The organism is Pseudomonas sp. PDM13, from assembly GCF_025685765.1.
Lineage (GTDB): Bacteria > Pseudomonadota > Gammaproteobacteria > Pseudomonadales > Pseudomonadaceae > Metapseudomonas > Metapseudomonas solani.
The window spans coordinates 20,446-45,716 of the sequence record NZ_JAOTQU010000030.1 but is presented as its reverse complement, the minus strand read 5'-3'; the positions used below and the strand labels follow the sequence as shown (position 1 = coordinate 45,716).

Sequence of the window (25,271 nt, the reverse complement as noted above, 5' to 3'; positions counted from 1 at the left end):
TCGGTTTTCAGGTGAGCAGTTCGGCGAAGGCCTTGTCCGCCTCCAGCACCGCCGGCAGCGCCGCGAACAGCGCGTCCAGGTCCAGGCCTTCCACCAGCGGGCCTTCCAGGGATTGCCGCGCCTCCTCGGTGGCGCCGCCATGGGCCTGCAGCGCCTCGCTGACCAGCACCGCCTGGGCCAGGATGCGCGGCAGCAAGGCATCGGCCGGCGCCTGCATCGGCCGCGCCTGGTAGGCGATGGCCTGCTGGATCACCGCCGGCAGTTGCCAACGCCGCGCCAGTTCCGCGCCCACTTCCGGGTAGCCGAACCCCAGTTGCAGCGTTTCGCTGGCAGCACGCCCGGTGGCCCCGGCCTTGCCGCTGTTGAGCTTCTCGGCGAACTCGGGGGCGCCGGTCTGGATCAGCAACTCGCCGATGTCGTGCATCATCCCGCAGGTGAACGCCGTGTCCGGGTCCACGCCCTTCTGCTTGGCCAGCAAGCGGCTGATGCTCGCCACCTGGAAGCTGTGCAACCAGAAGCCCTTGAGGTCGAAATTCGGCGAGGCCTTGAAGGCGCCGGTCACGGCCGAGGCCATCACCAGGGTGCGCAGGGTGTTGAAGCCCAGGCGCATGGCCGCATCCTCGATGCTGGTGGACTCCCGCGCCCCGCGAAAACGCGCGGAGTTGGCCAGGCGCAATACCTTGGCGGCGATCACCGGATCGAGGGCGATATTGCGCGCCACGCTGTCCAGGCTGGAGGTTGGGCTATCGAATTGCTGGATCAGGTCCTGCGCCACCTTGGGAATGCTGGGTAAGGTGTGCAGGTTGGAAAATAGGGTGTCTATATCCATGGGACCACCTCCTTCATCGGCTTGAAAACCAAAGGATAGGCAAGTTTCCCAAGCCTGCCCGACAGGCCGTCGCCCCGTGCGCGATGGCTCTGTATCAAGGCCTTTCCGGCGGCAGCGTTGCCGCTTCGTCGATGCGCTCCACCAACCCTTCGCGGATGCCACCCCGGCGCAGCGGCTCGCTGACCTCGTCGTCCAGGTCGCCGATCAGCGCGGTGTCCGCCACCGGTTCCTGGTAGCGCGCCAGCTGCATCAGGGCCACGCCGGCCAGCAGCGCGGTGGCCACCTTGTAGGCCAGGGAGCTGATGTCGAAGTTCTGCAGGGTGCCGTCGTCCAGCCACAGCGAGCCGATGCGCGCCAGGGCCAGGGCGGACTGCACCAGCAACAGCATCATCAGCGCCGCGCGCATCAGCTCGCGGCCGCGCAGGGCCCAGAGCAGGAACAGCGCCAGGCCGATCTGCAGGCCACCGTAGTAGACGCGCACGTTGCTTACCGAGGTGGTTTCCATCAGCAGCATGCCGCTGAGGTTGGCCATCTCGTAGGGGCGGAACCAGTAGGCCAGGCCGAAACCCGCGAACACCAGGATCTGGACCACCAGAATCAGCCGGGCAAGTAGCATCGCCTTTCTCCTCCGATCGGCAGCGATCTGCAAAAGACCCACCGCAGCGGGTTTCGTTCGCCCAACCCATCGCAAGGTCGGGGCCGCCGGGCCAGGGCCACGGCTAGGCTCTAGCCAGGACCATTCCAAGGAGTCACCCATGCTGCCGCCCCGCCTCAGCCTGCCGCTGCTCGCCATGCTGCTGGGCGCCTGCGCCGCGCCCCCCGACGACGGCGTCACCGTCGCCCCGGCCGCGCGCACCAGCCACTACATGACCTTCAGCATCCAGCCGGTGCGTGCCCCGGGGCACCGCCAGGACCTGGAAGAACGCTTCGACAACGCCCTGCACAAGGCCCTGGAAGCCAAGGGCTACCGCTACCAGGAGCACGGCAGCGACCTGACCATCATCTACGCCCTGGGCCTGGCGTCGGAGCCCGGCGTGACCATGCGACCGGTGGTCACCCCCGGCGGCGCCCTCTACAACCAGACCGAGCTGACCCAGGACGAACGCGCCCGCCTCGCCCTGCGCATCCTCGACGGCTTCGACGAGCGGGTGCTGTTCGAAGCGCAGATCAGCCGCCAGCTGCACGACCCCAAGCTCACCCAGCAAGGCTTCGACCAGGCCGTGGCCGAGCTGTTGAAGGACTTCCCCGCACGGCCGGCGCCTTGAGGCATCCCGCCCACCAAGGACATGACCGCTGCGTAGGGTGGAGGTCGCTTTTTACCTCCACCAGGCGGAGTCGGAGCGGCACGCCGTTTTCCCTGGCGCGCCCCATTGATGGGTTTCGCTCCGCTCTACCCATCCTACGAGGGCAACGCGCCCAGCCCTGGAAAACTGACCCATATCAACCGGCGTACATCCCGTAACAGCCGCGGCGCGCAGCGCAGCGGCGACAGGCATAAGCTGTCGCCCATTCCACGTTCAGGAGCTTTCCCATGCGCCGCGCCCTTCTCGCCTCCCTGCTCTTCGCTCCCCTCTTCGCCCAGGCGGCGGAGAGCGTTTCCATGGACGTCTACCGCGACCCCAACTGCGGCTGCTGCAAGGCCTGGATCAGCCACCTGCGGGACAACGGCATCCAGGTCAACGACCACGTCGAGAGCGACATGGCCTCGGTCAAGACCCGCCTCGGCGTGCCCCACGGCCTGGGCTCGTGCCACACCGGCGTGGTCGACGGCAAGTTCGTCGAGGGCCACGTGCCGGCCAGCGACGTGCTCAAGCTGCGCGAGCGCAAGGACCTGATCGGCGCCGCCGTGCCGGGCATGCCCATGGGCTCGCCGGGCATGGAAATGGACGGCATGCAGGACGCCTACCAGGTGATCGGCGTGTCGGCGCAAGGTCAGCAGAGCGTGCTGGCCGAGTATCCGGCACACTAGCGCTCCCCTACCCCACACAGCGCGGCCGCCCCTGGGCGGCCGCGCGCGTTTCCGAGGAACAGCAATGGATTACTGGCAAGTCGATGTATTCGCCGAACGCGTGCTGGCCGGCAACGGCCTGGCGGTGTTCCCCGACGCCCGGGGCCTGTCGCCCGCCGCCATGCAGGCGCTGACCCAGGAGCTGCGCCAGTTCGAGTCGATCTTCCTCGAGCCGGGTGCCCAGCCCGGCGAGTTCGCCGCGCGGGTATTCACCGTGGAAGAAGAACTGCCCTTCGCCGGCCACCCGATCCTTGGCGCCGCCGCCCTGCTGCACTACCTGCACGCCCCGGGCGAGCACGCCGAATGGGCCCTGCAGCTGCGCGACAAGCGCGTCACCCTGGCCACCCGTCGCCAGGGCCAGGGCTTCTACGCGGAAATGGACCAGGGCATCGCCGAGTTCGGCGCCGAGCTGGACGCCAACGCCGCCCTGGCTTTCGCCGCCGCGTTCAGCAGCGAATGGGACAGCCGCCACCCGCCGCAGGTGGTCAGCACCGGCCTGCCCTACCTGCTGTTGCCGGTGACCGGCGCCGGGCTGGCCAATGCCCGCCAGCAACGCCCGCTGGATGACGAGCTGGCGGCCATAGGCGCGGCCTTCGTCTTCCTCATCGACGTCGACGCCCGTGAAGGCCGCACCTGGGACCCCCTCGGCGTGGTCGAGGACATCGCCACCGGCAGTGCCGCCGGCCCGGTCGCCGCCTGGCTGGTGCAGCGGGGCCTGGAGCGCCGCGAGCAGGGCTTCGCCCTCAAACAGGGGCGCTTCCTCGGCCGCCCCAGCCGGCTGGATGTACAGGTCACCGGTGAGGGCCGCGTGCAGGTCGGCGGCGCCGTGCAACTGCTGGCCCACGCGCGCCTGCTGCCTGAGCCGGGCCGCCTCGGCTGACGACCGGGCTGGCGCACCCCGCCGCCAGCTACGACACTCAATGCCTCGGTGAAGACAAGGATCGGCACATGCGCTGGCAACGGGCGAGACGCAGCGACAACGTGGTGGATGCGCGCGGCAGCGGCGGTGGCGGCATGCGCCTCGGCGGCGGCAAGAGCATCGGGCTGGGCGGCATCGCCCTGGTGGTGGTGGTCGGCCTGCTCATGGGTGAAGACCCGCTGACCATCCTCGGCCAGCTCGCCGGCCAGGCCAGCCTCTCCACCGCGCCCCCTCATAGCGGCGCGCCACCGGGGGATGACCAGGAAGCGGAGTTCGTGCGCGCCGTGCTCGGTGATACCGAAGATACCTGGCAGGCCATCTTCCAGCAGGGCGGCCGCCAGTATCAGGACCCGAAACTGGTGCTGTTCAACGGCGGCGTGCAATCGGCCTGCGGCTTCGCCTCCTCGGCAGTCGGCCCCTTCTACTGCCCCGGCGATCGCCAGGTGTACCTGGACCTGGACTTCTTCCGCGAAATGGCCCAACGCTTCTCCGCCGCCGGCGATTTCGCCCAGGCCTATGTCATCGCCCACGAGGTGGGCCACCACGTGCAGACGCTCCTCGGCGTCTCCACCAAGGTCAATGCCGCGCGCCAGCGGGGCCAGAAGATGGAAGGCGCCGGCGGCCTGCTGGTGCGCCAGGAACTCCAGGCCGACTGCCTCGCCGGCGTCTGGGCCTTCCACGCACAGAAGCGCCTGGACTGGCTGGAACCCGGCGACCTGGAAGAGGCGCTCAACGCCGCCAACGCCATCGGCGATGATCGCCTGCAGAAACAGGCACGCGGCCAGGTGGTGCCCGACTCCTTCACCCACGGCACCTCGGCCCAGCGGGTGCGCTGGTTCAAGACCGGCTTCGAACGCGGCGACATCAACCGCTGCGACACCTTCACCGCACGGGACCTGTAGCCACCCGCTCCGTGCGGGGCCTTTGATGGGTTTCCACGGCTCTACCCATCCTACGACGAGGCTGCAAGGCACGCGTAGGATGGGTAGAGCGAAGCGAAACCCATGCGGTATGCGGTCTTGACCCGATCTACCGCGCCAACAGCAACAGCTGCGCACAATCCTCGGCGTACCAATCGGTGAGCTCGGGCCAGGGGTTTTCCGGCAGGTTGACCAGCACCGTGGCGCTGCCGGCGGCACGGCCGCAATCGAGGTCGAAGCGGTAGTCGCCCACCATCACCATCTCGTCCGGCGTTACGGCCCAGCGCTCGGCCAGGTGCAGCAAGCCACCCGGGTGCGGCTTGGGCGGCGCCTCGTCGCGGCCGAGGATGTCGGCCGGGGCGAAGCAATCGTCCACGCCGATGGCCTGCAACGTCAGCAGCGCCAGCTCGCGGGCGTTGCGGGTGAGGATGCCCAGGCGCACACCGAGTTCGTGGAGGTGGCGCACCAGCTCCACGGCACCGGCCGCCGGGCGCGCATTCAGCGCCAGCTCGCGCTCGTGCTCCAGCAGCCAGGCGTGCTTGGCGCGGGCCTCTTCCGCCGGCAGCGCGGCGAGGTGATGGAGGATGTCATCCTCCGGGGGAATCGCCAGCTCTCGGCGGATCGCGGCGAAATCGTGAACGGCAATCGTCAGAGTGCCATCCATGTCGAACACCCAATGGCGGAACTGCGCCAGGCCCATGTCTCTACTCCGGACGGTTCGGGAAACAGCGCGCCAGGGTACACCGTCCCGTCAGTAGTTGATGATCAGGGTCACGTTGTCGATATAGGTGCCCACCGGCACGTTGGCCTGCGTGGGGTCGATGGTCACCTGGAAGTTCACCGTCTGTAGCAATCCCGTGCCTTTCTGCGACAGGTTCTGCGTGGTGGTCCACACCGTCGTCGTGTTGGGGAAGTAGATGTTGTAGCCCAGGCGGTTGGCGCCGCTGGCCATGCGCCGCCAGGGTGCCTGGTAGTTCTGGCCGCTGTCGAAGCTCACCAGGTAGCCCTCGTCGCTGGTGCAGGTCAGGGTGATGGCGCGGGTCACCGAGGCGAACTGGCTGACCAGCGCCTGGCTGCCGAGGTCGACGTTCTGGTAGCTGTTCAGCGCGCAGGCCTTGGTTACTACGATGGTCACGGTGCTGGTGGCGGTCACCCCGGTGCCCCAGTTGGTCGGCGCGCCGCAGAGGCCGAGCGGGCAGTTCTGGGTGACGCCGGGGCTGCGCTGCCAGGAGCAGGAGTTGAGGATGCCGGATTCGCAGATGGCGTAGCGCCAGGTGAACACCACATTGGTGGTATAGGTGCCTGCAGGCACGTTGGCCGCCTGGGCCTGGAAGTACAGGTTGATGCCGGTGCTGGCGTTGGTCAGCAGCGCCAGCACCGCCAGGCTGCTCAACTGCACCGTGGAGCCGGGGGTGATCTCGGTGCCGCCGTTGGTGACGAACACCTTCAGCGGAATGCTGTTGCCATGGCCGTCGGTGAGCACCGGCGCAGCGGACTGCAGCGTCACCTGCACATAGTTGGCCGCCAGCAGGGACAGGAAGGTCGCGCAGGTCAGCCCGGCACCGCCCAGGTTGCCCTGGGCCGAGGCGTTCATGGTGAAGGAGCTGACGGTGCCCAGGCTCACCGCCGGGTTCACCGTGGTGCAGGCCGCCCACACGCGCCCCGCGCCCAGCCAGAGCAGCGCCAGCAGCAGGAGGGAGAGGATATTGCGCTTCGCATCCATGACTCGTTCCTCGTTCGTGCAGGTCAGCGGCAGGTCAGCGGGCCGATCTGCGCCAGTTCCTCGTCCAGGCTCTTTAGCTCCACCGTCACTGTGCAGTGGCTGCCGTCGGGCAGTTCCACGCGCAGCGCGTTGCGCAGCTCCAGGCCCTCGAAATACACCAGCCCGTCCCAGCCCACGTAGGCCTCCAGGTCGCGCCCCTCTACGCGGGCGATGGCGCCGCGCGGCAGCACCTCGCCACGCACGTCGATCAGCAGGATGCTCGCCGCCACCACCCGCTCCATGGGGAACTCCAGCAGGGCGCCGCTGCCCTGGTGCACGGCGATCTCCTGGGAAACATCCGGGATACGCACGTTGCCCGGCAGGCCCAGGGGGTCGATCTCGTAGTTGGCGCGGTAGTAGGACGGCACCCAGGGCACCAGCAGGTGGCCGCGGCTGTCGGTGTGGCCCAGCAACTGGTGCTCGAAGTTCACCGGCACGTCGGCGAAGCCCGAGGTGCTGACCAGCACGAAGGCATCGTTGATGCGATTGCTGGGGAACACCCCGCCGTCCATCCACACCAGCGAGCCGCTGATGTCGCCCCACTGGGTGCGCTCGCCGTCGTTGTCGTACACGCCCAGCTGCATCTGCGTGTAGGGCGTGCGCCAGGTGACGTCGGCCTGCTTGTAGCTGCCGCCGCCGGCGGCGTAGCTGAGGTTGTAGCCGACGCCGCCCTGGCTCGGTGCGGTGCGCCCGTAGTTGACCCGCTCGCGGTACTTGCCGTTGGTGTCGCGCTCGACGCTGGCGCTGAAGGTGGAGAGCATGTCGAACGGCATGATCAGCTGCACCAGGGCCGAGTAGCCCGAGGTGCCCAGCTCGCGGTTCATCGACACATACAGGCTGCTGTTGGCCCACAGGCTGCGCGACCAGGAGAGGTTCAGCACACGGGTGCGCTCGCCGCTGCGGGTCTTGCTGGAGAAGTAGCCGATGCCGAGGCTGCCGACCTCCTCCGGGCTCACCGAGAAGGTCACCTGGTCGCTGCGCCGCGCCAGGCCCAGCTCCTCGCGGCCCAGCTCCAGGGCGCTGACCTGGCTGACGTCGACGAAGCCCGAACTGCGCTGCACACGCTGGAAGGCGAAGCCGAACAGCGGCGAGTAGTAGCTGTAGCCGAGGCTGGTCTGGCGCCCGCGCAGGCCCTCATAGGTGCTCTGGGAAAACGAGGTGCCGAGGGTGCCCCAGTTGCCCAGGCCGAAGGTGCCGCCGAGCCCGCCCAGGCGCAGTTCCTCGCCCAGCTCGGCGTGGCTCTCCAGGGTGAAGGCGTCGCTGATGCCGTAGCGGAAGGTGCCGCTGCTCACGGTGCTGCCGTAGGCGAAGCTCTTCACGCCGTAGTCTTCGCGCAGCTTGCCCACGCCCAGGGAGTAGTCGTACAGGCCCCTCTGCAACAGCGTGTTGGTCACGTAGAAGGGCACGTCGGTGGACACCTGGCGCCCCAGGGCGTCGGTGGTCACCACCGTGGCGGTGCCGGCGCCGCTGATGTAGGGCACGTTGCTCACGGTGAAGGGGCCGGGCTGCAGGTCGTCGCTGCTGACCCGCGCATTGTTGATGAACAGGTCCACCGTGCTCGGCACCGCGGCATCGCCGCTGAAGCGCGGCAGGGGGTAGGTGACCAGGTCCGGGCGCAGGCCGAAGTTGCGCGACACCTGCACGCCGCCCACCCGCACCGCGCTGTTCCAGGTCAGCGCCCCGGTGACCAGGTCGCCCACCTGCAGGGTGCGCAGGCTCTCCTGGTCGTTGAGGGTCCACAGGGTGTCGTAGCGCACGTAGCCGTTCCCCTCGCCCTCGCTGTCGCCGAAGCTTTTGCGGTACACGCCTGTGTTGCCCAAGGTGCCGCGGCTACCGAACAGGCGCTGCTCCAGCCAGGTGCTGGCGTAGCGCTGCCCGGCATCGCTGTCGGTGTAGTAGAGGTCGTAGTTGAACAGCGCGCCGAAGTCGGCGCGGGCCGGGGTGCGCGCGTACACGCTGGTGTCGCCCACCTCCTGGCGCGGCAGCCATTCGCTGGGCAGCGTCAGCTTCAGGCGTTGCAGTTCCTGGTCGTACTCGCTGCCCAGGCCTTCGATGGCATCCAGCGCCTGGGGGCCGCTGGCGCCCTCGGGCAGGCGCACCCCAGCGCCGCGCAGGTCCTCGGCCTCGACCCAATAGCGGCCAGCACGGACGATCACCGGCACCACCTTGTCGGTAGGCATCTCGTTGACCACCAGCTCCAGGTAGAGGGTGTACTCCCCCGGCGCCGCGCTAGGGTCGGTGGCCGCCGGCTCGCCAGGGCCCGGGCTGGGGTCGACGGGCGCAGCAGCGACGTCGGCATCAGCGGGTGGCGGGTTGGGCTCGGCCGCCCAGGGCGCGCCACCGAGCAGCAGAGCGAGCAGCAGCCCGCCCCACGGGCGCCATGCCCATGCCGTTGTGTTGCGCCCGTTGCCCCCAATACGCGCCATCCTTCGGCAGTCGTCCGGCCGCTGTTCAATGGGCCGGTATCGGCTGGGGCTCGGCCTGCTCGTTGATCCGCGCCTCCAGCACGAAATTGCCGCTCGGCGCCCGCTCCGGCAGTTGCCAGCGCATCTGCGCGCCGGGCAGCACGTAGCCCAGCAGGCCATCGGCGATCAGTGTGCTGGCGCCCCCCTGGCGCAGCGACACCTTGGACAGCCGGGCATGGGCCGGCCCCTGGTTGCTGAGGAACAGGTAGCGCCGGCCTCCTTCCTGGCGCACCTGGTAGCTGAGCCTGGGCTGGAGGATCTGCACCCCCTCGCGGGGCTTGGCGCCGCTCACCGGCTCCGGCCCCGCGCCACCGCCGAACACGAACAGCGGCACCGAATAGCGCATCTGGAATTTCACCCCCAGCTGCGGGTCGACCTTCGCGTCGGGGCGCAGCATCTCGTCCACCAGCACCCGGTAGGCCTGCTCGGTGCCGGCCGGCGCCGGCTGGGTGGCGATCAGGCGGATCATCTGTCGCTTGCCCGGGGCGATGGTCACCACCGGCGGGCTGCCGATGATGGTGCGCTGGGCGTCGAGCTGGTCGTCGAAGTTGCCCTGGCGCCAGGCCATCACCCGCACCTGCAGGTCGACGGGTTGCTGGCCACGGTTCTCCAGCCACAGCGCGGCGGCCTTCTGCTCGGCCTCGATGGTCGGGTTGATCGGCCAGATCAGCACCGAGCTCGCCGCCATGGCCGTGTTCGCCGCCGTCAGGCCCAGCCCCAGCAAGGCGGCGATGACGCCGGTGCGCAGGCCATGTCCAAGGGCGGTTCGATGCATGGGCTTCCCCTTCTCAATAGGTCACGGTGACGGTCACCGTGTCGTTGTAGATCCCGGCGCTGGGCATGGTCGCCACCGCGAACAGCCGCGCGTACACCGGGTAGGACTGGGTGCCGCTGGTGGCGCTGTAGGTCAGGCTCATGGCCGTGGCGCCGTTGCTGCCGTCCCCCCAGACGGCGCTGTAGCCAGCATCTTTGTACAGCTGGTAACGCAGGGTCTCGGCGCCCTTGATCATGTAGCGCCCCCCGGTGACGCTGGCGGTGTTGAGCCCGGCGTTGAGGGCGATGCTCAGCGAGGTGCCGGGCGTGCACTGCAGCTGGATGGAGCCATTGCCCACCGTGCTGACCCGCGTCACGTCGCTGGGCAGGGTGCTGACCTGGCCGAAGTTGATGCTGCCGTAGGTGGTCACGTCGCTGCTGCCGCTGCCGAGGATGCAGCCGGCGGTCACCGCCGCCTTGATCTCGAACAGCTGGGTGATCTGCAGCTCGTTGAGGCCCGTGTCGGCGAAGCAACCCAGGCCCGGCAGCAGGGCCAGGCTGGCGACCAGGGGCCGGGGCAACATCACCAGCTCACCGTTACGGTGACGGTGTCGGTGTAGGTGCCCGACAGCGGCGCGGCCTGCACCGGCACGCGGCCGTACACCGGCAGCAACTGGTCCTGGCCGGTGCCGGTGCCGGTGACGCCGATGCTGTTGTCCCACACGGTGGCGTAGGTGGCGGAGGTGTAGAGGTTGTAGCTGACCTGGGCCGCCGAGGGCCCGGTCATGCGACGGGCATTGACGTTGCCGCTGCCGCCGGCGCTGATCAGTACGCGGTAGGGGGTGCTGGTCAGGCAATTGACCCGCAGTGCGCCGGCGCCGGCCGTGCCGACCACGGTGACCTGCGCGGCGAGGTTGAAGTGGGTGCCGAAATCCAGGGTGCCGAACTGGCCGAGGGTCGCTGGTACCGTGCTGCCGGCGCTGCAGGCCGGCAATACTTCAGCGGCTATTCCGATGGTGGCGCTCTTGCTGGCGGCATGGATCGACGGACAGACCGTCGTCGAAACCATCAGCACCAGCCACATCTTGCTGTCGCGACGGCAGACCATGGCGGTTCCTGAATGTGATTCTTACTTCCGTGTCGCTGTGGTCATTGGCCAGGCCTGGGGCCTGGTCACGACGCTTACCAGGTGATGGTCACCTGGACGGTATCGGTGTAGGTGCCGGTGGCGGGTGTCGTCTGCGGCGGTACGCGGCCATACACCACCAGCTCCTGGTTGGCGCCGGTGCCGGTGGCGGCCAGGGCCGTGCCGCCGTTGCTGCCGTTGCCCCAGAGCGTGGTACGCGCCGCCTCCTTGTAGAGGTTGTAGGCGATCACATCGGTGGCGCCAGCACTCATGTTGCGCTGGTTGCCGGTGGCATGCAGGCCCGAATCCAGCGCCACCGAATAGTTGGTGCCGGTGGTGCAGGTCACGCCGAACGAACTGCCCGCCGAAGCCCCCACGGACTGGGCCTCGATGATGCTGTTCAAGCTCGGGTAGGTACCGAAGGCGATGCTGCCGAATGTGTTCGCACTGCCGTTGTTGCTGCCGTTGTTCACGGTGCAACCGGCGCCGATGACGAGTTGCACACCCAACTGCCCCTGGACCGTCCCGGCGGCCTCCAGAGTGGTGGAAAGAGGCAGAAGCACGAGGGACGAAATCAAAAACTGAGCGCGGTTCATTATGAAAACTCCTACAACACCCAAGACTCCACGAGCACTTGTGTACCAATAAATGGGACCGTAGTAGAAATTCGGCGGCGTTCAAAAAGCTGAAGGTGCCAGCACGCTGGCGCAGCGTGCCATCACAGGGCCTACATGGCTTAAAACCTATGTATTGGCGGGGCTTTCAGGGTTTTGTAGGAAATAAGAGGAAGTATAAATAGCGTTTTACTTACACAACAAAGAGCAAATAGCCAGTATGTGTTTTTAAACGCATTAGCACTTTTCGAGCGGTTTTAAATTGCGATTGGCAATAACGATTTGTGAGGATTCTCCTACAGCAAATCGCCTAATAACATCGACCCGTTGGAAATATTTCACTCAGGGTCTTACAGCGGGATGAAATAACGACCTGGGGTGGACTGCAGGCCGATCCCTACAAGACAACTGCATTGCCGTCCTACAAAGCCGCTGGGTAGCTTCTCGCCCCGTCATGGCCTTGGTCATGACCGGGATTAGAGACCCCGAAATCCAACACACGCATCACACGCCATAGCAGAAAGACGGTCCCCTCGGGTTCCGGCTTCCTGGCCGTCTATGGCGGACCGTGCGGGACGGGCGTATGCCCATCCGGTTTGCGTGTTTGCCGGGGTCTCTAGCCCTGCACGGTCCGCCACCCTTCCCTTCGGTGGCGGCTCCACGTCCAGCACAGGAGTTCTGGAACATGCGAGCCATCCAGTCGCAACAGCGCATCACCTGCCGCCCCTCCACCCCGGAGGTGCGCCATGACTGACTACCGCATCGCCACGCGCTTCATCCGCTACCGCCGCCCCCTCAACGTCGTGCTGATCGACGGCCTGCCCTGGTTCTGCTGCCGCGACCTCGCCCGCCTCACCAACAGCCGCCTGGACATGCGCCTCACCGCCAAGCTCGACGCCGACCAGTGGCGCCAGGAAACCCTGCGCCACGACGCCGGGCAATTCACCGACGAGCTGCTGGTGAACGAAAGCGGCCTGCACAGCCTGCTGCTGGTGAATTTCTACCACCCGGAAAACCGCAGCCTGCGCCAGTGGATCACCCAGGAAGTGCTCCCCGCCCTGCTCGACGGCCAACGCGCGCCGGACCACCAGCCCCGTCGCCGCCTGCTGAAATGGCAGGGCCACCACCAGGTCAACCTCATGGAATGGCAAGGCCAATGGTGGATCCGCTACGAAGACATGCCCCGCGTCCTCGGCCAGAGCGAGGCGTTGAAGCAGCAGTTGTCCTGAGGCTGGCCTGAAGACACCTGTGATAACGAGGTGATGGGTTTCGCACGGCTCTACCCATCCTACGAAGCACCTGCAAGGCACACGTAGGATGGGTAGAGCGAAGCGAAACCCATGCGGTATGTGGGTCACCCAAGGTGCAGGCCGGGAACACCGATTGGTGGATGAAAAGAGCGTCATCCACCCTACCCGGGCCCGGTCGTCGTGGGGCACCGGGGCATTTCCGGGCGTAGGGTGGACATCGCTTTTTATGTCCACCACAACGGAGTCGGGCCCTACGCCGTGGTCCACCCCGTGGAGCGCTTCGCGAGCAGAGCTCGCTCCTACGGGGTGGGCGCGGGGGTTACTTCCAGTCTTCGCGCACGCGCGTCAGGCCTTCCTGGGCCACGGAGGCCACCAGCTGGCCGGCGCGGTTGAAGATGCTGCCGCGGGAGAAGCCGCGGGCGTTGCCGGACCAGGGGCTGTCCATGGAGTACAGCAGCCAGTCGTCCGCGCGCAGGTCGCGGTGGAACCACAGCGAGTGGTCGAGGCTGGCCACCTGCATGAACTTCTGCCACACCGAAACCCCGTGGGGCAGCATGGCGGTGGTCAGCAGGCCGAAGTCCGAGGCATAGGCCAGCACGTATTTGTGCAGGGCGCGGATGTCCGGGAGGTTGCCGTCGGCGCGGAACCAGACGTACTTGATCGGCTCGCCGGGCTTGGGGTCGTAGGGGTTGTTGGCGGTGACCGGGCGGATTTCGATGGGCTTGTCGCAGAGGAACTTGTCGCGCATGCGCTCGGAAATCAGGTGGGCGTTCTGCCGGGTGAGCTCCAGCTCCGAGGGCAGGTTCTCCGGCCCGGGCACCTGGGGCATGACGATCTGGTGCTCGAAGCCGTTTTCATCGGCCTGGAACGAGGCGCTGCAGGTGAAGATCGGCTGGCCCTTCTGGATCGCCGTCACCCGCCGGGTGCTGAAGCTGCCGCCGTCGCGCACCCGGTCCACGGTGTAGACCACCGGCAGGGTGGCGTCGCCCGGGCGCAGGAAGTAGCCGTGCATGGAGTGCACGTGGCGCTCCTCTTCCATCGTCTGGCTGGCCGCCGACAGCGACTGCCCGAGCACCTGGCCGCCGAACAGCTGGCGGAAGCCCAGGTCCTGGCTGGTGCCACGGAAGAGGTTCTCCTCGATGGATTCGAGGCTCAGCAAGGCGACCAGATCATCCAGCACCTGGGTCATGTGGGGTATCTCCTCTGCAAGGCGGCTGCCCCGTTCAGGGTCGGGGTCGAGTTCATTCAGGATAGGCCGGTGCCGTCGTCAGGCGCTCATCCCAGCGGGCGCGGCCAAGGGTGAAATGGTAAAGACTTTGCCAGCGGCTGTCGGCAAGTCCGAGCAGTTCATGCACCGCATCGTCGAAATAACAGCCGATGCCGGTGCCGGAAAGCCCCGCCGCTTCGGCTTCCAGGTACAGCAGTTGGCCGAGCAGGCCGCATTCCCAGAACAGCCTCGGGTAGCGCCAGGCGCCCTGCTCCAGGGCCTGGTCGAAGCGCGCCAGCATGGCCAGGGCGACGCAGCCGTCGGCAGCGATGTCCTGCCCGCAGGAAAGAAAGCCCGCCAGACCCCGTGCATCCCCTTCCAGCAGGCGGTACAGCGGCAGTTCGCCGGGCACCCGCCGCCAGAGGAAATCCTCCCGCAGCCCCTGCGCCAGCTCGGCCTCCGCCGCGGCGCCACGGGCCAGCCAGTAGAGGCCGGGCTCCAGGCCCTGCACGCGGTGCACGAACAGCAGCAGGTCCACCTGCGGCGCCCCCGCCAACGCCAGGGGCACCGGCGAGTTTTCCGGCATCAGCCGGCGCAACCAGGCCAGCAGCAAGTCGGCATGAATGCCGGTGCGCCCGTCCATGGCCTGGGCGCTGCGGCGTCGGTGCAACAGAGGGCGCAACGGCAGGCCGGGGTTGTCGTCGCTCTGCCGGCCGGGGGTGAAGGCGTCGTCGCCTTCGGCCTGTGCCGGGGCGCGGCACAGCTGCAGCACCCGTTCCAGCTCCGGCCAGTGGCGCTGCTCGCGGGACAGGCGATTGGGCACACCGTCCAGCTCCAGCGCGGCCAGGCCGTCGAGCAAGGTGCCCGGCAGCCGGGGCAGCGGCGCGCCCGGCGCACTTATCCACAGCAGCGCATCGGCCCGTTCGGCCTCCTCGAAGCCGGGCCGGTCCAGCCCCAGCAGGGCGTCCAGGCGGGCATCGGGCACCTGGCCCAGCAGGCGCACCCGCCAGCCCAGGGCGGAGGCGGCAATGGCGATGGCCGCCAGGGCGTGGCCGAGGTCGTGCTGACAGTAGCGGTAGGCGCGCTCGCCGTACTTCCAGGCCTCGCGCCAGTGAATGCTGGAAAGCCCCAGCAGCAAGCCGCCTGCCGGCAGCGCCAGGGCAGCGGGCAACTCGGCACGCACCTCAAGGCCGTGCAGGTCCGGTGCGTAGTGGGCCAGCACGGCCGGGCCCTCCAGGCTGCCGGCCGGCGCCAGCAGGTAGGCTTCGGTGGGGTGCAGGTTGCCGGAGGACGGGTTGACCCGTAGCGCCCAGCGGTTGCCGCCGTCCTCCTTCCAGGCCGAGAGGGCCAGGCTGTCGTAGAACAGCTGGCCGATGCTGGCGGAATCGAAAGGCGCGGGAGCGCCGACGGGCCCGGCGAAGGGCTGGTCGTAGCGCGGCGTCTCCTCCAGCGGCCGGCGCGGCAGGGCGATGCAACGGGCGCCCGCGTAACGGCGGAACGGCGCCGGCTGGGTCGACCACTCCAGGCGCCCGGGGCCAGGGGCCCAGGCATCCGGACGGTGCTTGCTCAGGGCGTGGTAGGCGCGAACCTCGTCGCTCATGGCCGCTCCAGCCAATCCTGGCGGTGGATGCGGTAGAGGATGTGGCGACGCAGCGGGTGGCCGACTTCCACCTTCGGGTGCTCGAAGTCACCGGCCTCGTCACGGGTCATGCCGATGCGCTCCATCACCGCGCTGGAGGCCCTGTTGGCCGGCACGGTGAAGGCCACCACCTGGGCCAGCTGCAGGGTGTCGAAGGCGCAGGCCAGGGCCGCGCGCGCCGCCTCGCTGGCGTACCCCTGGCCCCAGTGGGCGCGGGCCAGGCGCCAGCCGATCTCGGTAGCGGGGGTGAAGGGCGCCTCGAAGCCGACCTTGCCCAGCCCGGTGAAGCCGATGAACTCGCCGTTGTCCTTGCGCTCCAGGGCCCAGAGGCCGAAGCCGTGCTCGGCGGCGTGGGCGCGGGCGCGCTGGATCAGCGCGGCAGCCTCCTCGCGGCTCTGGGTGCCGGGGAAGTAGCGCATCACCTCGGGGTCGGCGCAGAGCGCGGCGAAGGGATCGAGGTCGTCGTCGCGCCAGGCGCGCAGCAACAGGCGCGGGCTCTGCGTTTCGATGGGCATGGTCGGTTCCTCCAGGCGTGACGGTGCTTACGGCATGGACAGCCAGCGGGGTACTCTTGCGCCCCGGCCGATGAAAAATAGCTCCGCATTATGCCTTTGCCGCTGGTCTACCACGACGACTACAGCCCGCCCTTCCCCGACGGGCACCGCTTCCCCATGGAGAAGTTCCGCCTGCTGCGCGACCACCTGGTAGACAGCGGGCTGGTCCGCGACGAGCAGCTGCTGCGCCCCGAGCTGTGCCCGGCCGACGTCCTCGCCCTCGCCCACTGCCCCGACTACATCGCCCGCTACCTGCAGGGCGAGCTGGCCCACGAGGACCAGCGCCGCCTCGGCCTGCCCTGGAGCGAGGCCCTTGCGCGGCGCACCATCCGCGCGGTGGGCGGCTCGGTGCTGGCCGCCGAGCTGGCCCTGGAACACGGCCTCGCCTGCCACCTGGCCGGCGGCACCCACCACGCCCATTACGACTTCCCGGCGGGCTTCTGCATCTTCAACGACCTGGCGGTGATCAGCCGCTACCTGCTGGCGGCCGGCCGGGTCGGGCGCGTGCTGATCTTCGACTGCGACGTGCACCAGGGCGACGGCACGGCGCGCATCCTCGCCGACACGCCCGAGGCCATCACCGTGTCCCTGCACTGCGAGAAGAACTTCCCCGCGCGCAAGGCCGAGAGCGACTGGGACATCCCCCTGCCGATGGGCATGGGCGACGCCGACTACCTCAAGGTGGTGGACGACGCGCTGAACTACCTGCTGCCGCTCTACCAGCCCGACCTGGTGCTCTACGACGCCGGCGTGGACGTGCACCAGGACGACGCCCTGGGCTACCTGCAGCTCACCGATGCCGGCGTCGCCGCCCGCGACGAAGCGGTGATGCGCCACTGCCTGGGCCGCGACATCCCCGTGGTCGGCGTCATCGGCGGCGGCTACAGCAAGGACCGCCAAGCCCTCGCCCGCCGCCACGGCATCCTCCACCACAGCGCCGCCCGCGTCTGGCACAGCCAGGGCCTCGCCTAACCCGCCACAAAGCCGGCGTAAGGCGGGGCACAGGATGGCCGTAGAGCGAGGCGTAGAGCGAGGCGGGTGGGCGTAGGGTGGGCTTCAGCCCACCGAATACACCTAATCCCACCCCCCCACCCACAACTCCCCCCGAACACCCCCCACCATTCCCCCGAACACCCACAACCCCCAATCCCCGCCGCCTTCATAGAATCATGGCCACCTGCTAGCAGCCGCTCCTGCCCACTGCTAGAGTCGCCGCTTCCCCCTCACAAGGATGTCTCCATGGAAGTCCATGCCTACCAGGCACCCAGCGCCAACCTCGAAGCGGAAAGCGTGTTCTGCCGTAACTGCGGTTCCTCCATCACCCCGACAGCGCAGACCTGCCCGCGCTGCAACGCCGACCAGAATCTGAATCCCAAGAACAAGATCGTCGCGGGCTTCCTCGCGCTGTTCCTCGGCGGCCTCGGCTTCCACCGTTTCTACCTGGGCCAATGGTGGGGGCTGTTCTACCTGCTGTTCATCGGCACCGGCATCCCCAGCCTGATCTCGCTGATCGAGGCCATCGTGTTCTTCTGCACCAGCGACCAGACCTGGAACGCCAAGTACGGCCGAACCAAGGGCAGCGCCTGGGTGGCCGGCCTCGTCGGTGGCTTCGCGCTGCTGTTCATAATCGGCATCCTGGCCGCCATCGCCATCCCCGCCTACCAGCAGTACGTACAGAAGGCCAAGGCCGCCCAGGCCCGTATCGAGCAGCAACACCAGCAACAACAGCAGGCCGAGCCGCAACTGCGCCAGCAGCAGTGAGCCCGCCGGGCGCCGCCCCGTGCGGCGCCCATGCCCGCTGGCGAGGCCTGCGCTAGAATGCGCGCCAGCCCAACCTCGCCAAGCCCGCCATGACCCAGAATTCCCTCCCCGTCGCCATCATCGGTGGCGGCCCCGCCGGCCTGATGGCCGCCGAAACGCTGGCGCTCGCCGGCGTGCGGGTCGACCTCTACGACGCCATGCCCTCGGTGGGCCGCAAGTTCCTCCTGGCCGGTGTCGGCGGGATGAACATCACCCACTCCGAGCCCAGCGACGCCTTCCTCTCCCGCTACGCCGAACGCCGCGACGATGTGGCCGCGCTGCTGCACGGCTTCGGCGCCGAAGAGCTGCGCGCGTGGATCCACGGCCTGGGCATCGACACCTTCGTCGGCACCTCCGGGCGCGTGTTCCCCACCGACATGAAGGCCGCGCCGCTGCTGCGCGCCTGGCTCAAGCGCCTGCGCGAAGCGGGCGTGGCCATCCACACCCGCCACCGCTGGCTGGGCTGGGACGCACAGGGCCAGCTGCGCATCGCCACGGCGGAGGGCGAACGCAACGTCGCAGCCCGCGCCACCCTGCTCGCCCTGGGCGGCGGCAGCTGGGCGCGCCTGGGTTCCGACGGCGCCTGGGTGCCGCTGCTGGAAGGCCGCGGCGTGGCCATCGCGCCGCTGCAACCGGCCAACTGCGGCTTCGAGGTGGAAGGCTGGAGCCAACTGCTGAAGGACAAGTTCGCCGGTGCGCCGCTGAAGACCGTGGCCCTGCGCCTGGACGACGAGCCGCCCCGCCCGGGCGAATTCGTGCTCACCGCCGGCGGCATCGAGGGCAGCCTGGTCTATGCGCTGTCGGCACGCATCCGCCAGCGCATCGCCCGCGACGGCAGCGCCACGGTGCGCCTGGACCTGCTGCCCAACCACCCGCTGGAGAAGGTCATCAAGGCCCTAGCCAAGCCGCGCGGCGCGCGCTCCATGGCCAAGCACCTGCACAGCCAGCTGGGTATCGACGGGGTCAAGGCCGGGCTGCTGCGCGAGCTCACCCCGGCCGAGGCATTCACCGACCCGGCGCGCCTGGCCGCCGCCATCAAGGCGCTGCCCATCATCCTGGTGCGCCCGCGCCCGCTGGACGAAGCCATCAGCTCTGCCGGCGGAGTGCCCTTCGAAGCCCTCGACGCAAACCTGATGCTCAAGGCCCTGCCCGGCCTGTTCTGCGCCGGCGAGATGCTGGACTGGGAAGCCCCCACCGGCGGCTACCTGCTCACCGCCTGCTTCGCCAGCGGCCGCCGCGCCGGGCTGGGCATGCTGGAGTGGCTGGCCCGTTAGACGTCAGGCCGGCAACGGCCGCTCGGTGGCGCTCTGCTCGCGCAGGGTTTCCAGGAAGCGCTGCAGCACCGCCGATTCATCCCCCGCCCGGTAGATGGCGTACAGCGGCACTTCCGGCAGGGGCGGCTGCAAGCGGCGGAACACCACCCCGGCCGGCGCCAGCTGCTCCAGCGAAGCCGGGAGCAGCGCCACGCCGAACCCCGCCTGGACCAGCCCGAGCAGCGTCTGCACCTCGATCACCTGCTGCAGGATCAGCGGGCTGAAGCCCACCTGCACGCAGCACTGCACGAGGAAGTTGGCGAAGCTCGACTGGTTCAGCTCCAGGGTCACGAAGAACTCCCCCGCCAGGTCGACGGGTGCCAAGGTCGGGCGCTGGGCCAGCGGGTGCTCCGCCGGCAGCACCGCGCGCAGGGGTTCGTAGAGCAGCAGTTCGTTGCGCAGGCCGGGGTCGTCATGGCCAACGCGGAACACGCAGACGTCGATGCGGTGCTCCTTCAGCGCCACCAGCTGCGCCGCCGGGGTCATCTCGTGCAGGCGCCAACGCACGTCTGGGTAGCGGATGCGGAAGCGGTGCAACGCCTTGGGCAGCACGCCGACCATCACCGAGCTGATCATGCCGATCTCCAGTTCGCCCAGTTGGCCACGGGCGGTCTGGCGGGTGAGGTCGAGTGCGCGGTTCAGTTGCTCGAATACCAGCGGCACCTGCTGCTTCAGGGTGCGGCCGGCCTCGGTCAGCTCCACCCGGTGGTGGCTGCGCTCGAACAGGCGCGTGCCCAGGGACTCCTCCAGCAGGCGTATCTGCTGGCTCAGGGGCGGTTGCGACATGTGCAGCCGGGTGGCCGCACGGCCGAAGTGCAGTTCATCGGCGAGCACCGAGAAATAGCGCAGCAGTCGTAAGTCCATGCAGCCTCCGCAACCCGTTCAGTTCACCCCGTTCAGCCGAGGCCATCCAGCGCCAGCGGCGTGTCCCGCAGGCGCTTGCCGGTGAGCCGGAACACCGCGTTGGCGATGGCCGGTGCCACCGCCGGGCTGGCCAGTTCGCCGATACCGCCGGGTTTGTCCCGCGCGCCTTCGAGCACCTGGATGTCCAGCGCCGGCATGTCCGACATGCGCGCCACCCGGTAGTCGTGGAAGTTGCTCTGCACCACCTGGCCCTGGCGGATGTCGAGGCGGTCGAACAGCGCATGGCCGAGCCCCCACATCAGCCCGCCCTGAAGCTGTTCCTCCACCCCGCCGGGGGACACCGCCAGGCCGCAATCCACCACGCAGGTGAGGCGCTCCACCTGCACCGTGCGGTTGCGCCGGGCCACCTGGGCGATCACCGCGATGAAGCTGCCGTAGCCCTGGTTGGTGGCGATGCCCAGGGCCGAGTCCGCCCCCGCCGCGTGGCCCCAGCCGGCACGCTTGGCCGCGGTGCGCAGCACCTCCACATGGCGCGGCCGTTCGTGCATATGCGCCAGGCGGAAGTCCAGCGGATCGCGGCCGCCGGCCTGGGCCAGCTCGTCCATGAAACTCTCCACCGCGAAGACGTTGGGGATGAAGCTCACCGAGCGGTACCAGCCGCTGGGCACGCCGCTCTCGTGGCGCAGCCAGGCCAGGTCCATATGCGGCGCGCGGTAGGCGAAGTCGAAGGCGGAGATGGCCTCGGTGGTGCTGTAGTCCATGTGGTCCGGGCGCTCGAAGTAGCCCGGCTCCCACATCTCCGGCGAGGCCGGGGACACCGCGCGCAGTCTGAGGGCCTGCAGGGCGCCCTCGCCATCCAGGGCCCCTTCCAGGCGGTGCAGGGTGGCGGGGTGGCCGTAGAGGGCACGCATCTCGTCCTCGCGGCTGTTCATCAGCTTCACCGGCACCTTGGCCTGGGCGGTCAGGTAGGCGACCTCGAACAGCCAGTACTTGGCCTCCCGCGCGCCGAAGCTGCCGCCGGAGACCATCTCGTCGATGTGCACTTTTTCCGGTGGCAGGCCGCAGATCACCTCGGCCGCCTCCATGGCGAAGGACGGCACCTGCACGCCGCCCTTGAAGGTGATCCCGCCCGCGTCGAGCCAGGCGATGATGCACACCGGCTCCAGGGGGTTCTGCATCTTGCCGGGCATGCGGTAGTCGGCCTTGATCACCCGCCCGGCACCGCCCAGGGCCGCAGCGGCGTCACCGGCCTGCAGCGTCGGCACCGGCGCGGCGCCGGCGGCGTCCAGCGCCTTGGCCTGGGTTGCGGCCAGCTGCTCGCTGTCGAAATCCGCCAGGCCGCCCTGCCACTCCACCACCAGCGCGGCGCGCCCCAGCTTGGCGGCCCAGTAGTCGTCGGCGAGCACCGCCACGCCTTCCTGGTTGCCGCCGAGCACCTTGTCCTGCGCGGGGATGCGGATGACCCGGTGCACGCCGGGCACCTTCAGCGCCGCGCTGTCGTCGATCCTCGCCACCCGGCCGTTGACCACCGGGCTGCGCTGCACCACCGCCACCCACATGCCCGGCACCCGGGCGTCGATGCCGTACTCGAAGCGCCCGCGCACCTTGTCCGCCGCGTGGCGCTTGTGGCGCAGCTTGCCGATGTAGCGGAACTGCGCCGGGTCCTTGAGCTTCACCTCCTTCGGCGCCGGCAATTGCGCGGCGGCGTCGGCCAGCTCTCCGTAGCCCGCGCGGCGGCCACTGGCGGCATGCAGCACCTGCCCGCCCCGGGTGGTGCAATCACTGGGCGCCACGCCCCAGCGCAGCGCCGCGGCCTCCACCAGCAGGGTGCGCGCGGTGGCGCCGGCCTCGCGCAGGCGCCCGTACTCCAGGGAAACACTGGTGCTGCCGCCGGTGGAAAACACCTTCCACAGCGGGTGCCGGTAGGCCTCGAAGAAGGGGTTCTCGGGGGTGATGACCTGCACCTCCAGCGGGTCCAGGTCCAGTTCCTCGGCGACACAGGCAGCCAGCGCGGTGTGGGTGCCGGTGCCGGAGTCGTGCTTGTGCACCACGATCCTCACGGTGCCGTCGGCCAGCACCCGCACCCAGGCGTTGGGCTCGAAGGGCGCCGTGGCCCCGGCGGCCGTGCCGAGTTCGCGCCCGGCCTGGGCGCCGCCCAGGTGGAAGCCGATGGCCAGGCCCGAGGCCAGGGTCGCCGAATGCTTGAGGAAGGTGCGCCGCGCCAGCGGCCGGGCCAGGCTCATGTGGCGTCCCCCTGTGCCGCGGCGGCACGCTTGATGGCCTTGCTGATGCGCGGGTAGGTGCCGCAGCGGCAGATGTTGCCGGCCATGGCCGAGCGGATGGCGTCGTCGTCGATGGCGGTGCCGGAGGCCAGCAATGCCGCCGCCGACATCAACTGGCCGGATTGGCAGTAGCCGCACTGGGGCACGTCCTCCTCGACCCAGGCGAGTTGCAGCGGGTGGTCGCCCTCGGCGGAAAGCCCTTCGATGGTGGTGATCGCATGGCCCGCCGCAGCCGCCAGGGGGAACTGGCAGGCGCGGATCGGCGTGCCGTCCAGGTGCACCGTGCAGGCGCCGCAGAAACCACCGCCGCAACCGAACTTGGTGCCGGTCAGGTACAGGCGGTCGCGCAGGACCCAGAGCAAGGGCGTTGACGCCAGCGTGTCTTCCAACTGATGGCCTGTACCGTTCACCACGATCTCGATCATGCCGGGCGCTCCTTGAACTGAGGCGAGAATTCGCGTGTAGTCGTGCCGCCCCATAGTGGGTGGGAGCTGCGGCGCCAGCCAGCGACGATTTCCGCCAACCCGTGTAAGCAGGACTTACAGCCATGTACAAGCGATACCCGTCGCTGCAGTCGATGAGCGCGTTTCTCCAGGCCGCCCGTACCGGCAGCTTCTCCCAGGCCGCCCGCGACCTGGACCTCAGCCACAGCGCCGTGAGCCAGCAGATCCGCACGCTGGAAGAGTTCGTCGGGCAACCGCTGTTCCTTCGCGAGAAGGGCCGCAGCAGCCTCACCGATGCCGGCCAGCTGTTCGCCGGGATGCTCGCCGACGGCCTGATGCAGATCGACAAGGCGCTGTCCTCGGTGAGCCACCGCGAGCTGCCCCGACGCCTGACCCTGGACGTGGATGCCGAGCTGGCGCAGAGCTGGCTCAACGCCCGCCTGCCGGCGCTGCTGGAGCTGTTCCCCGGCCGCGAGATCCTCTTCCTGTCCATGCCGCGCCTGGAGCGCCAGGCGTTCGAGCGCGTCGACCTGAGCCTGCGCTACGGCTACGGCGAGTGGCAGGACTGCGAGTTCGCGCCCATCTGCGACGACCGCGTCACCCCCGTCGTCTCCCCGGCGCTGCTGCAACGCCATGGCCTGGTGGCCCCCATCGAGCCGGCCGAGGTGCTCAGGCTGCCCCTGCTGGGCTACTCGCGGCGCTCGTGGATTCCCTGGCTCGACGCCGCCGGCCTGGAGCCCACCGAGCCCGCGGCGGTGATGGTGTTCGACAACGTCGCCAACCTGCTGGCCGCCGCCGAGGCCGGCACCGGCGTGGGGCTGGTGCGCGGCCTGCTGGCCGCCGACGCCCTGCGCGAAGGCCGCCTGGTGCGCCTGACCCGCACCAGCATCCCCGCGCACTACAACCTCTACGCCCTCTGGCCCCACGGCGGTGGCGAGAAGGTCGCGCCGATGATCGCCGCCATCCGCGAAATGGCGGCGAGGACGTTCGAGGCGATCGGGTGAACACCTGGAAGCCCGATCGCGACCCATCCTGCGGCGGAGCAATGCATTCGCAGGATGGGTAGAGCGGAGCGAAACCCATGCTGGCGGAGCGAGCACCGAGCCATAGGGAAAACCCGATCGCGAATGAATTCGCTCACAGGAAAAGCGGCGGCGCTGCACGGACATGACCGCTGTGTAGGGTGGATGGCGCTTTTTTCATCCACCAGGCGGAGTCGGACCGGGCACGCCGTTATTCCGGAGGCTCCGCATTGATGGGTTTCGCGGAGCTCGCGGAACGCCGCCCGACCCATCCGACGAGGTCCGTGCGCGGTGAATTCGCGGGCAACGTGGGGGTGGCGCTGTGGATAACCCCTTGCAAATCATTCCCTTGCGGGGCCGATATCCAGCGCATATCAACCCAGCGGCCAAATAGTATTGGTCGCGCTTCGAGGCCCCTCCCAATACTGCGGACCAAGCGACAGCTCAGGTCCTGTGCGCCCTGCAAGAGGCGCGGGAAGGTGCTGCGAGGCACCTAGCAATGGCCATTGCACAGGTCGATCTGTTGCGAACCGGAAGGTCTTCCTTCCCCGCACTATCAGGAGATCGAACTGTGATCATCGATATCAGTTGCTACCCCACCGATCTGGTGGACCTCGCCTGGAGGCACGACGGTGACCCCTTCACCGGCGAGCGCCTGCTGGAGATGATGGATGGCCCCTATCTGGTCAACGGCAAACCGCGCCGCATCGACAAGGCCTTCATCCAGCCGCCCCAGGGCAACACCATCTACACCTGGACCGACGGCGAGCTGTCGGGCCGCGAATCCATCGACGCCTACATGGCCTACACCCTGAAAATGGTCCAGACCTACCCGGACCGCTTCATCGGCTGCTTCGTCTACAACCCCCGCTGCGGCGTGCAGAACGGCGTCGAGGCCATCGAACGCTACGTCACCGAGCACGGCTTCAAGATGGTCCAGATGCAGGCCAACATGCATGCCTACCGCCCGGACCGCGCCCTGGACTGGGTACGCCCGGCCTTCGAGAAATGCGCCGAGCTGGGCGTGCCGGTGAAGCTGCACACCGGTGACGGCCCCTACAGCATCCCCTCCGAGTGGGTGCCGATGATCAAGGAGTTCCCCAACGTCGACTTCATCATGGCGCACTTCGGCGTGCAGACCGGTGGCGTCTACGTGTTCGAGCCCATGCAGTGGGCCATGGAGCTGCCCAACGTCTATTGCGAATCCGGCTGGTGCCTGCAATCGCGCATCGTCGAGTTCGCCAAGGTCCTGCCGACCCACAAGATCCTCTTCGGCACCGACACCCCGCCCAACGAGCCGGGCATGTGGCTGCGCCTGCTGGAGGTGCTGTGCATGGAGCCGCCCCAGGGGCTGGACCTGGACGAGGACACCCTCGAGGAATACCTCGGCAACAACACCGCCCGGATGATCGGCCTGGAGCCGACCCCGCCGCCGCGCAGCCTCGCCGAAGCCGAGGCGCTGCTGAAGAGCCCCGTCACCACGCAACTGGCCAGGAGCTGA

General features: G+C 68.6%; 25 protein-coding genes. 10 read left to right on the top strand and 15 right to left on the bottom strand.

Features of this window, described 5'->3' with window-relative positions:
• Positions 1–7 precede the first annotated feature (7 nt).
• Positions 8–829 carry an HDOD domain-containing protein gene (locus OEJ36_RS25780; RefSeq protein WP_263403940.1) on the bottom strand — a complete coding sequence of 274 codons (822 nt, stop codon included), beginning with the start codon at positions 827–829 and terminating at the stop codon, positions 8–10.
• Between the two features lie 94 nt (positions 830–923).
• A complete protein-coding gene (locus OEJ36_RS25775; RefSeq protein WP_263403939.1) occupies positions 924–1,445 on the bottom strand; it encodes a DUF4345 domain-containing protein in 522 nt (173 codons plus the stop codon).
• 139 nt (positions 1,446–1,584) lie between these two features.
• Here OEJ36_RS25775 and OEJ36_RS25770 point away from each other — a divergent pair, with 139 nt between their 5' ends.
• The 4 genes from OEJ36_RS25770 to OEJ36_RS25755 all read left to right on the top strand — a co-directional run bounded on the left by OEJ36_RS25770 (position 1,585) and on the right by OEJ36_RS25755 (position 4,658).
• Positions 1,585–2,094, top strand: a complete 510-nt coding sequence (locus tag OEJ36_RS25770) for a DUF4136 domain-containing protein (RefSeq protein WP_263403938.1) — start codon at positions 1,585–1,587, stop codon at positions 2,092–2,094.
• A gap of 266 nt (positions 2,095–2,360) precedes the next feature.
• Positions 2,361–2,798 (top strand): DUF411 domain-containing protein, encoded by a 438-nt coding sequence (locus OEJ36_RS25765; RefSeq protein ID WP_263403937.1) that lies wholly within the window; start codon positions 2,361–2,363, stop codon positions 2,796–2,798.
• 64 nt (positions 2,799–2,862) lie between these two features.
• Positions 2,863–3,717 carry a PhzF family phenazine biosynthesis protein gene (locus OEJ36_RS25760; RefSeq protein ID WP_263403936.1) on the top strand — a complete coding sequence of 285 codons (855 nt, stop codon included), beginning with the start codon at positions 2,863–2,865 and terminating at the stop codon, positions 3,715–3,717.
• A gap of 68 nt (positions 3,718–3,785) precedes the next feature.
• Positions 3,786–4,658, top strand: a complete 873-nt coding sequence (locus tag OEJ36_RS25755) for a neutral zinc metallopeptidase (RefSeq protein WP_263403935.1) — start codon at positions 3,786–3,788, stop codon at positions 4,656–4,658.
• Between the two features lie 127 nt (positions 4,659–4,785).
• Here OEJ36_RS25755 and OEJ36_RS25750 read toward each other — a convergent pair whose 3' ends face one another.
• The 7 genes from OEJ36_RS25750 to OEJ36_RS25720 form a co-directional block, all read right to left on the bottom strand.
• Positions 4,786–5,376, bottom strand: coding sequence for an HAD family hydrolase (locus OEJ36_RS25750; RefSeq protein WP_263403934.1), 591 nt, complete (start codon positions 5,374–5,376; stop codon positions 4,786–4,788).
• 51 nt (positions 5,377–5,427) lie between these two features.
• A complete protein-coding gene (locus tag OEJ36_RS25745) occupies positions 5,428–6,399 on the bottom strand; it encodes a spore coat U domain-containing protein (protein ID WP_263403933.1) in 972 nt (323 codons plus the stop codon).
• Between the two features lie 23 nt (positions 6,400–6,422).
• Positions 6,423–8,864: a fimbria/pilus outer membrane usher protein gene (locus tag OEJ36_RS25740; protein ID WP_263403932.1), complete on the bottom strand. Its 2,442-nt coding sequence runs from the start codon at positions 8,862–8,864 to the stop codon at positions 6,423–6,425.
• Between the two features lie 25 nt (positions 8,865–8,889).
• Positions 8,890–9,678 (bottom strand): molecular chaperone, encoded by a 789-nt coding sequence (locus tag OEJ36_RS25735; protein WP_411861054.1) that lies wholly within the window; start codon positions 9,676–9,678, stop codon positions 8,890–8,892.
• Positions 9,679–9,691: 13 nt separating this feature from the next.
• Positions 9,692–10,240, bottom strand: a complete 549-nt coding sequence (locus OEJ36_RS25730) for a spore coat U domain-containing protein (protein WP_263403931.1) — start codon at positions 10,238–10,240, stop codon at positions 9,692–9,694.
• Positions 10,240–10,764 (bottom strand): spore coat U domain-containing protein, encoded by a 525-nt coding sequence (locus OEJ36_RS25725; RefSeq protein ID WP_263403930.1) that lies wholly within the window; start codon positions 10,762–10,764, stop codon positions 10,240–10,242. Before OEJ36_RS25725 ends, OEJ36_RS25730 begins: the two co-directional genes overlap by 1 nt.
• Before the next feature lie 74 nt (positions 10,765–10,838).
• Positions 10,839–11,285, bottom strand: coding sequence for a spore coat U domain-containing protein (locus OEJ36_RS25720; RefSeq protein WP_263403929.1), 447 nt, complete (start codon positions 11,283–11,285; stop codon positions 10,839–10,841).
• Positions 11,286–12,142: 857 nt separating this feature from the next.
• Between OEJ36_RS25720 and OEJ36_RS25715 the strand changes: the two genes are divergently transcribed.
• Entirely contained in the window at positions 12,143–12,625 is a 483-nt protein-coding gene (locus tag OEJ36_RS25715; protein ID WP_263403928.1) for a Bro-N domain-containing protein, read from the top strand.
• 340 nt (positions 12,626–12,965) lie between these two features.
• Here OEJ36_RS25715 and tesB read toward each other — a convergent pair whose 3' ends face one another.
• Genes tesB through OEJ36_RS25700 form a run of 3 tightly spaced genes read right to left on the bottom strand, consistent with a single transcriptional unit; the run spans position 12,966 to position 16,007 of the window.
• Positions 12,966–13,835 carry an acyl-CoA thioesterase II gene (gene tesB / locus OEJ36_RS25710; RefSeq protein WP_263403927.1) on the bottom strand — a complete coding sequence of 290 codons (870 nt, stop codon included), beginning with the start codon at positions 13,833–13,835 and terminating at the stop codon, positions 12,966–12,968.
• 52 nt (positions 13,836–13,887) lie between these two features.
• The gene (locus OEJ36_RS25705; protein WP_263403926.1) at positions 13,888–15,453 is read right to left on the bottom strand and encodes a SagB/ThcOx family dehydrogenase; all 1,566 of its coding nucleotides are present in this window, start codon (positions 15,451–15,453) and stop codon (positions 13,888–13,890) included.
• On the bottom strand, positions 15,450–16,007 hold the full coding sequence (locus OEJ36_RS25700) for a GNAT family N-acetyltransferase (RefSeq protein ID WP_263403925.1): 558 nt from the start codon (positions 16,005–16,007) through the stop codon (positions 15,450–15,452). The genes OEJ36_RS25705 and OEJ36_RS25700 overlap by 4 nt, the downstream gene beginning before the upstream one ends.
• 90 nt (positions 16,008–16,097) lie before the next feature.
• Between OEJ36_RS25700 and OEJ36_RS25695 the strand changes: the two genes are divergently transcribed.
• From OEJ36_RS25695 to OEJ36_RS25685, 3 genes are all read left to right on the top strand, one after another.
• A complete protein-coding gene (locus OEJ36_RS25695; RefSeq protein WP_263403924.1) occupies positions 16,098–17,018 on the top strand; it encodes a histone deacetylase in 921 nt (306 codons plus the stop codon).
• Positions 17,019–17,285: 267 nt separating this feature from the next.
• Positions 17,286–17,807 (top strand): NINE protein, encoded by a 522-nt coding sequence (locus OEJ36_RS25690; RefSeq protein ID WP_263403923.1) that lies wholly within the window; start codon positions 17,286–17,288, stop codon positions 17,805–17,807.
• An 89-nt stretch (positions 17,808–17,896) separates the two neighbouring features.
• On the top strand, positions 17,897–19,120 hold the full coding sequence (locus OEJ36_RS25685; RefSeq protein WP_263403922.1) for a TIGR03862 family flavoprotein: 1,224 nt from the start codon (positions 17,897–17,899) through the stop codon (positions 19,118–19,120).
• Positions 19,121–19,123: 3 nt separating this feature from the next.
• Here OEJ36_RS25685 and OEJ36_RS25680 read toward each other — a convergent pair whose 3' ends face one another.
• The 3 genes from OEJ36_RS25680 to OEJ36_RS25670 are packed head-to-tail and all read right to left on the bottom strand — an operon-like array spanning position 19,124 to position 22,730.
• Positions 19,124–20,023 carry a LysR substrate-binding domain-containing protein gene (locus OEJ36_RS25680; RefSeq protein ID WP_263403921.1) on the bottom strand — a complete coding sequence of 300 codons (900 nt, stop codon included), beginning with the start codon at positions 20,021–20,023 and terminating at the stop codon, positions 19,124–19,126.
• Between the two features lie 32 nt (positions 20,024–20,055).
• A complete protein-coding gene (locus tag OEJ36_RS25675) occupies positions 20,056–22,266 on the bottom strand; it encodes a xanthine dehydrogenase family protein molybdopterin-binding subunit (protein WP_263403920.1) in 2,211 nt (736 codons plus the stop codon).
• Positions 22,263–22,730, bottom strand: a complete 468-nt coding sequence (locus tag OEJ36_RS25670) for a (2Fe-2S)-binding protein (protein ID WP_263403919.1) — start codon at positions 22,728–22,730, stop codon at positions 22,263–22,265. Before OEJ36_RS25670 ends, OEJ36_RS25675 begins: the two co-directional genes overlap by 4 nt.
• A 122-nt stretch (positions 22,731–22,852) precedes the next feature.
• On the opposite strand from OEJ36_RS25670, the gene OEJ36_RS25665 reads away from it, so the two are divergent.
• Together OEJ36_RS25665 and OEJ36_RS25660 are read left to right on the top strand one after the other, a co-directional pair.
• Positions 22,853–23,752 carry a LysR substrate-binding domain-containing protein gene (locus OEJ36_RS25665; RefSeq protein ID WP_263403918.1) on the top strand — a complete coding sequence of 300 codons (900 nt, stop codon included), beginning with the start codon at positions 22,853–22,855 and terminating at the stop codon, positions 23,750–23,752.
• A 589-nt stretch (positions 23,753–24,341) separates the two neighbouring features.
• Positions 24,342–25,271 carry an amidohydrolase family protein gene (locus tag OEJ36_RS25660; protein WP_043245037.1) on the top strand — a complete coding sequence of 310 codons (930 nt, stop codon included), beginning with the start codon at positions 24,342–24,344 and terminating at the stop codon, positions 25,269–25,271.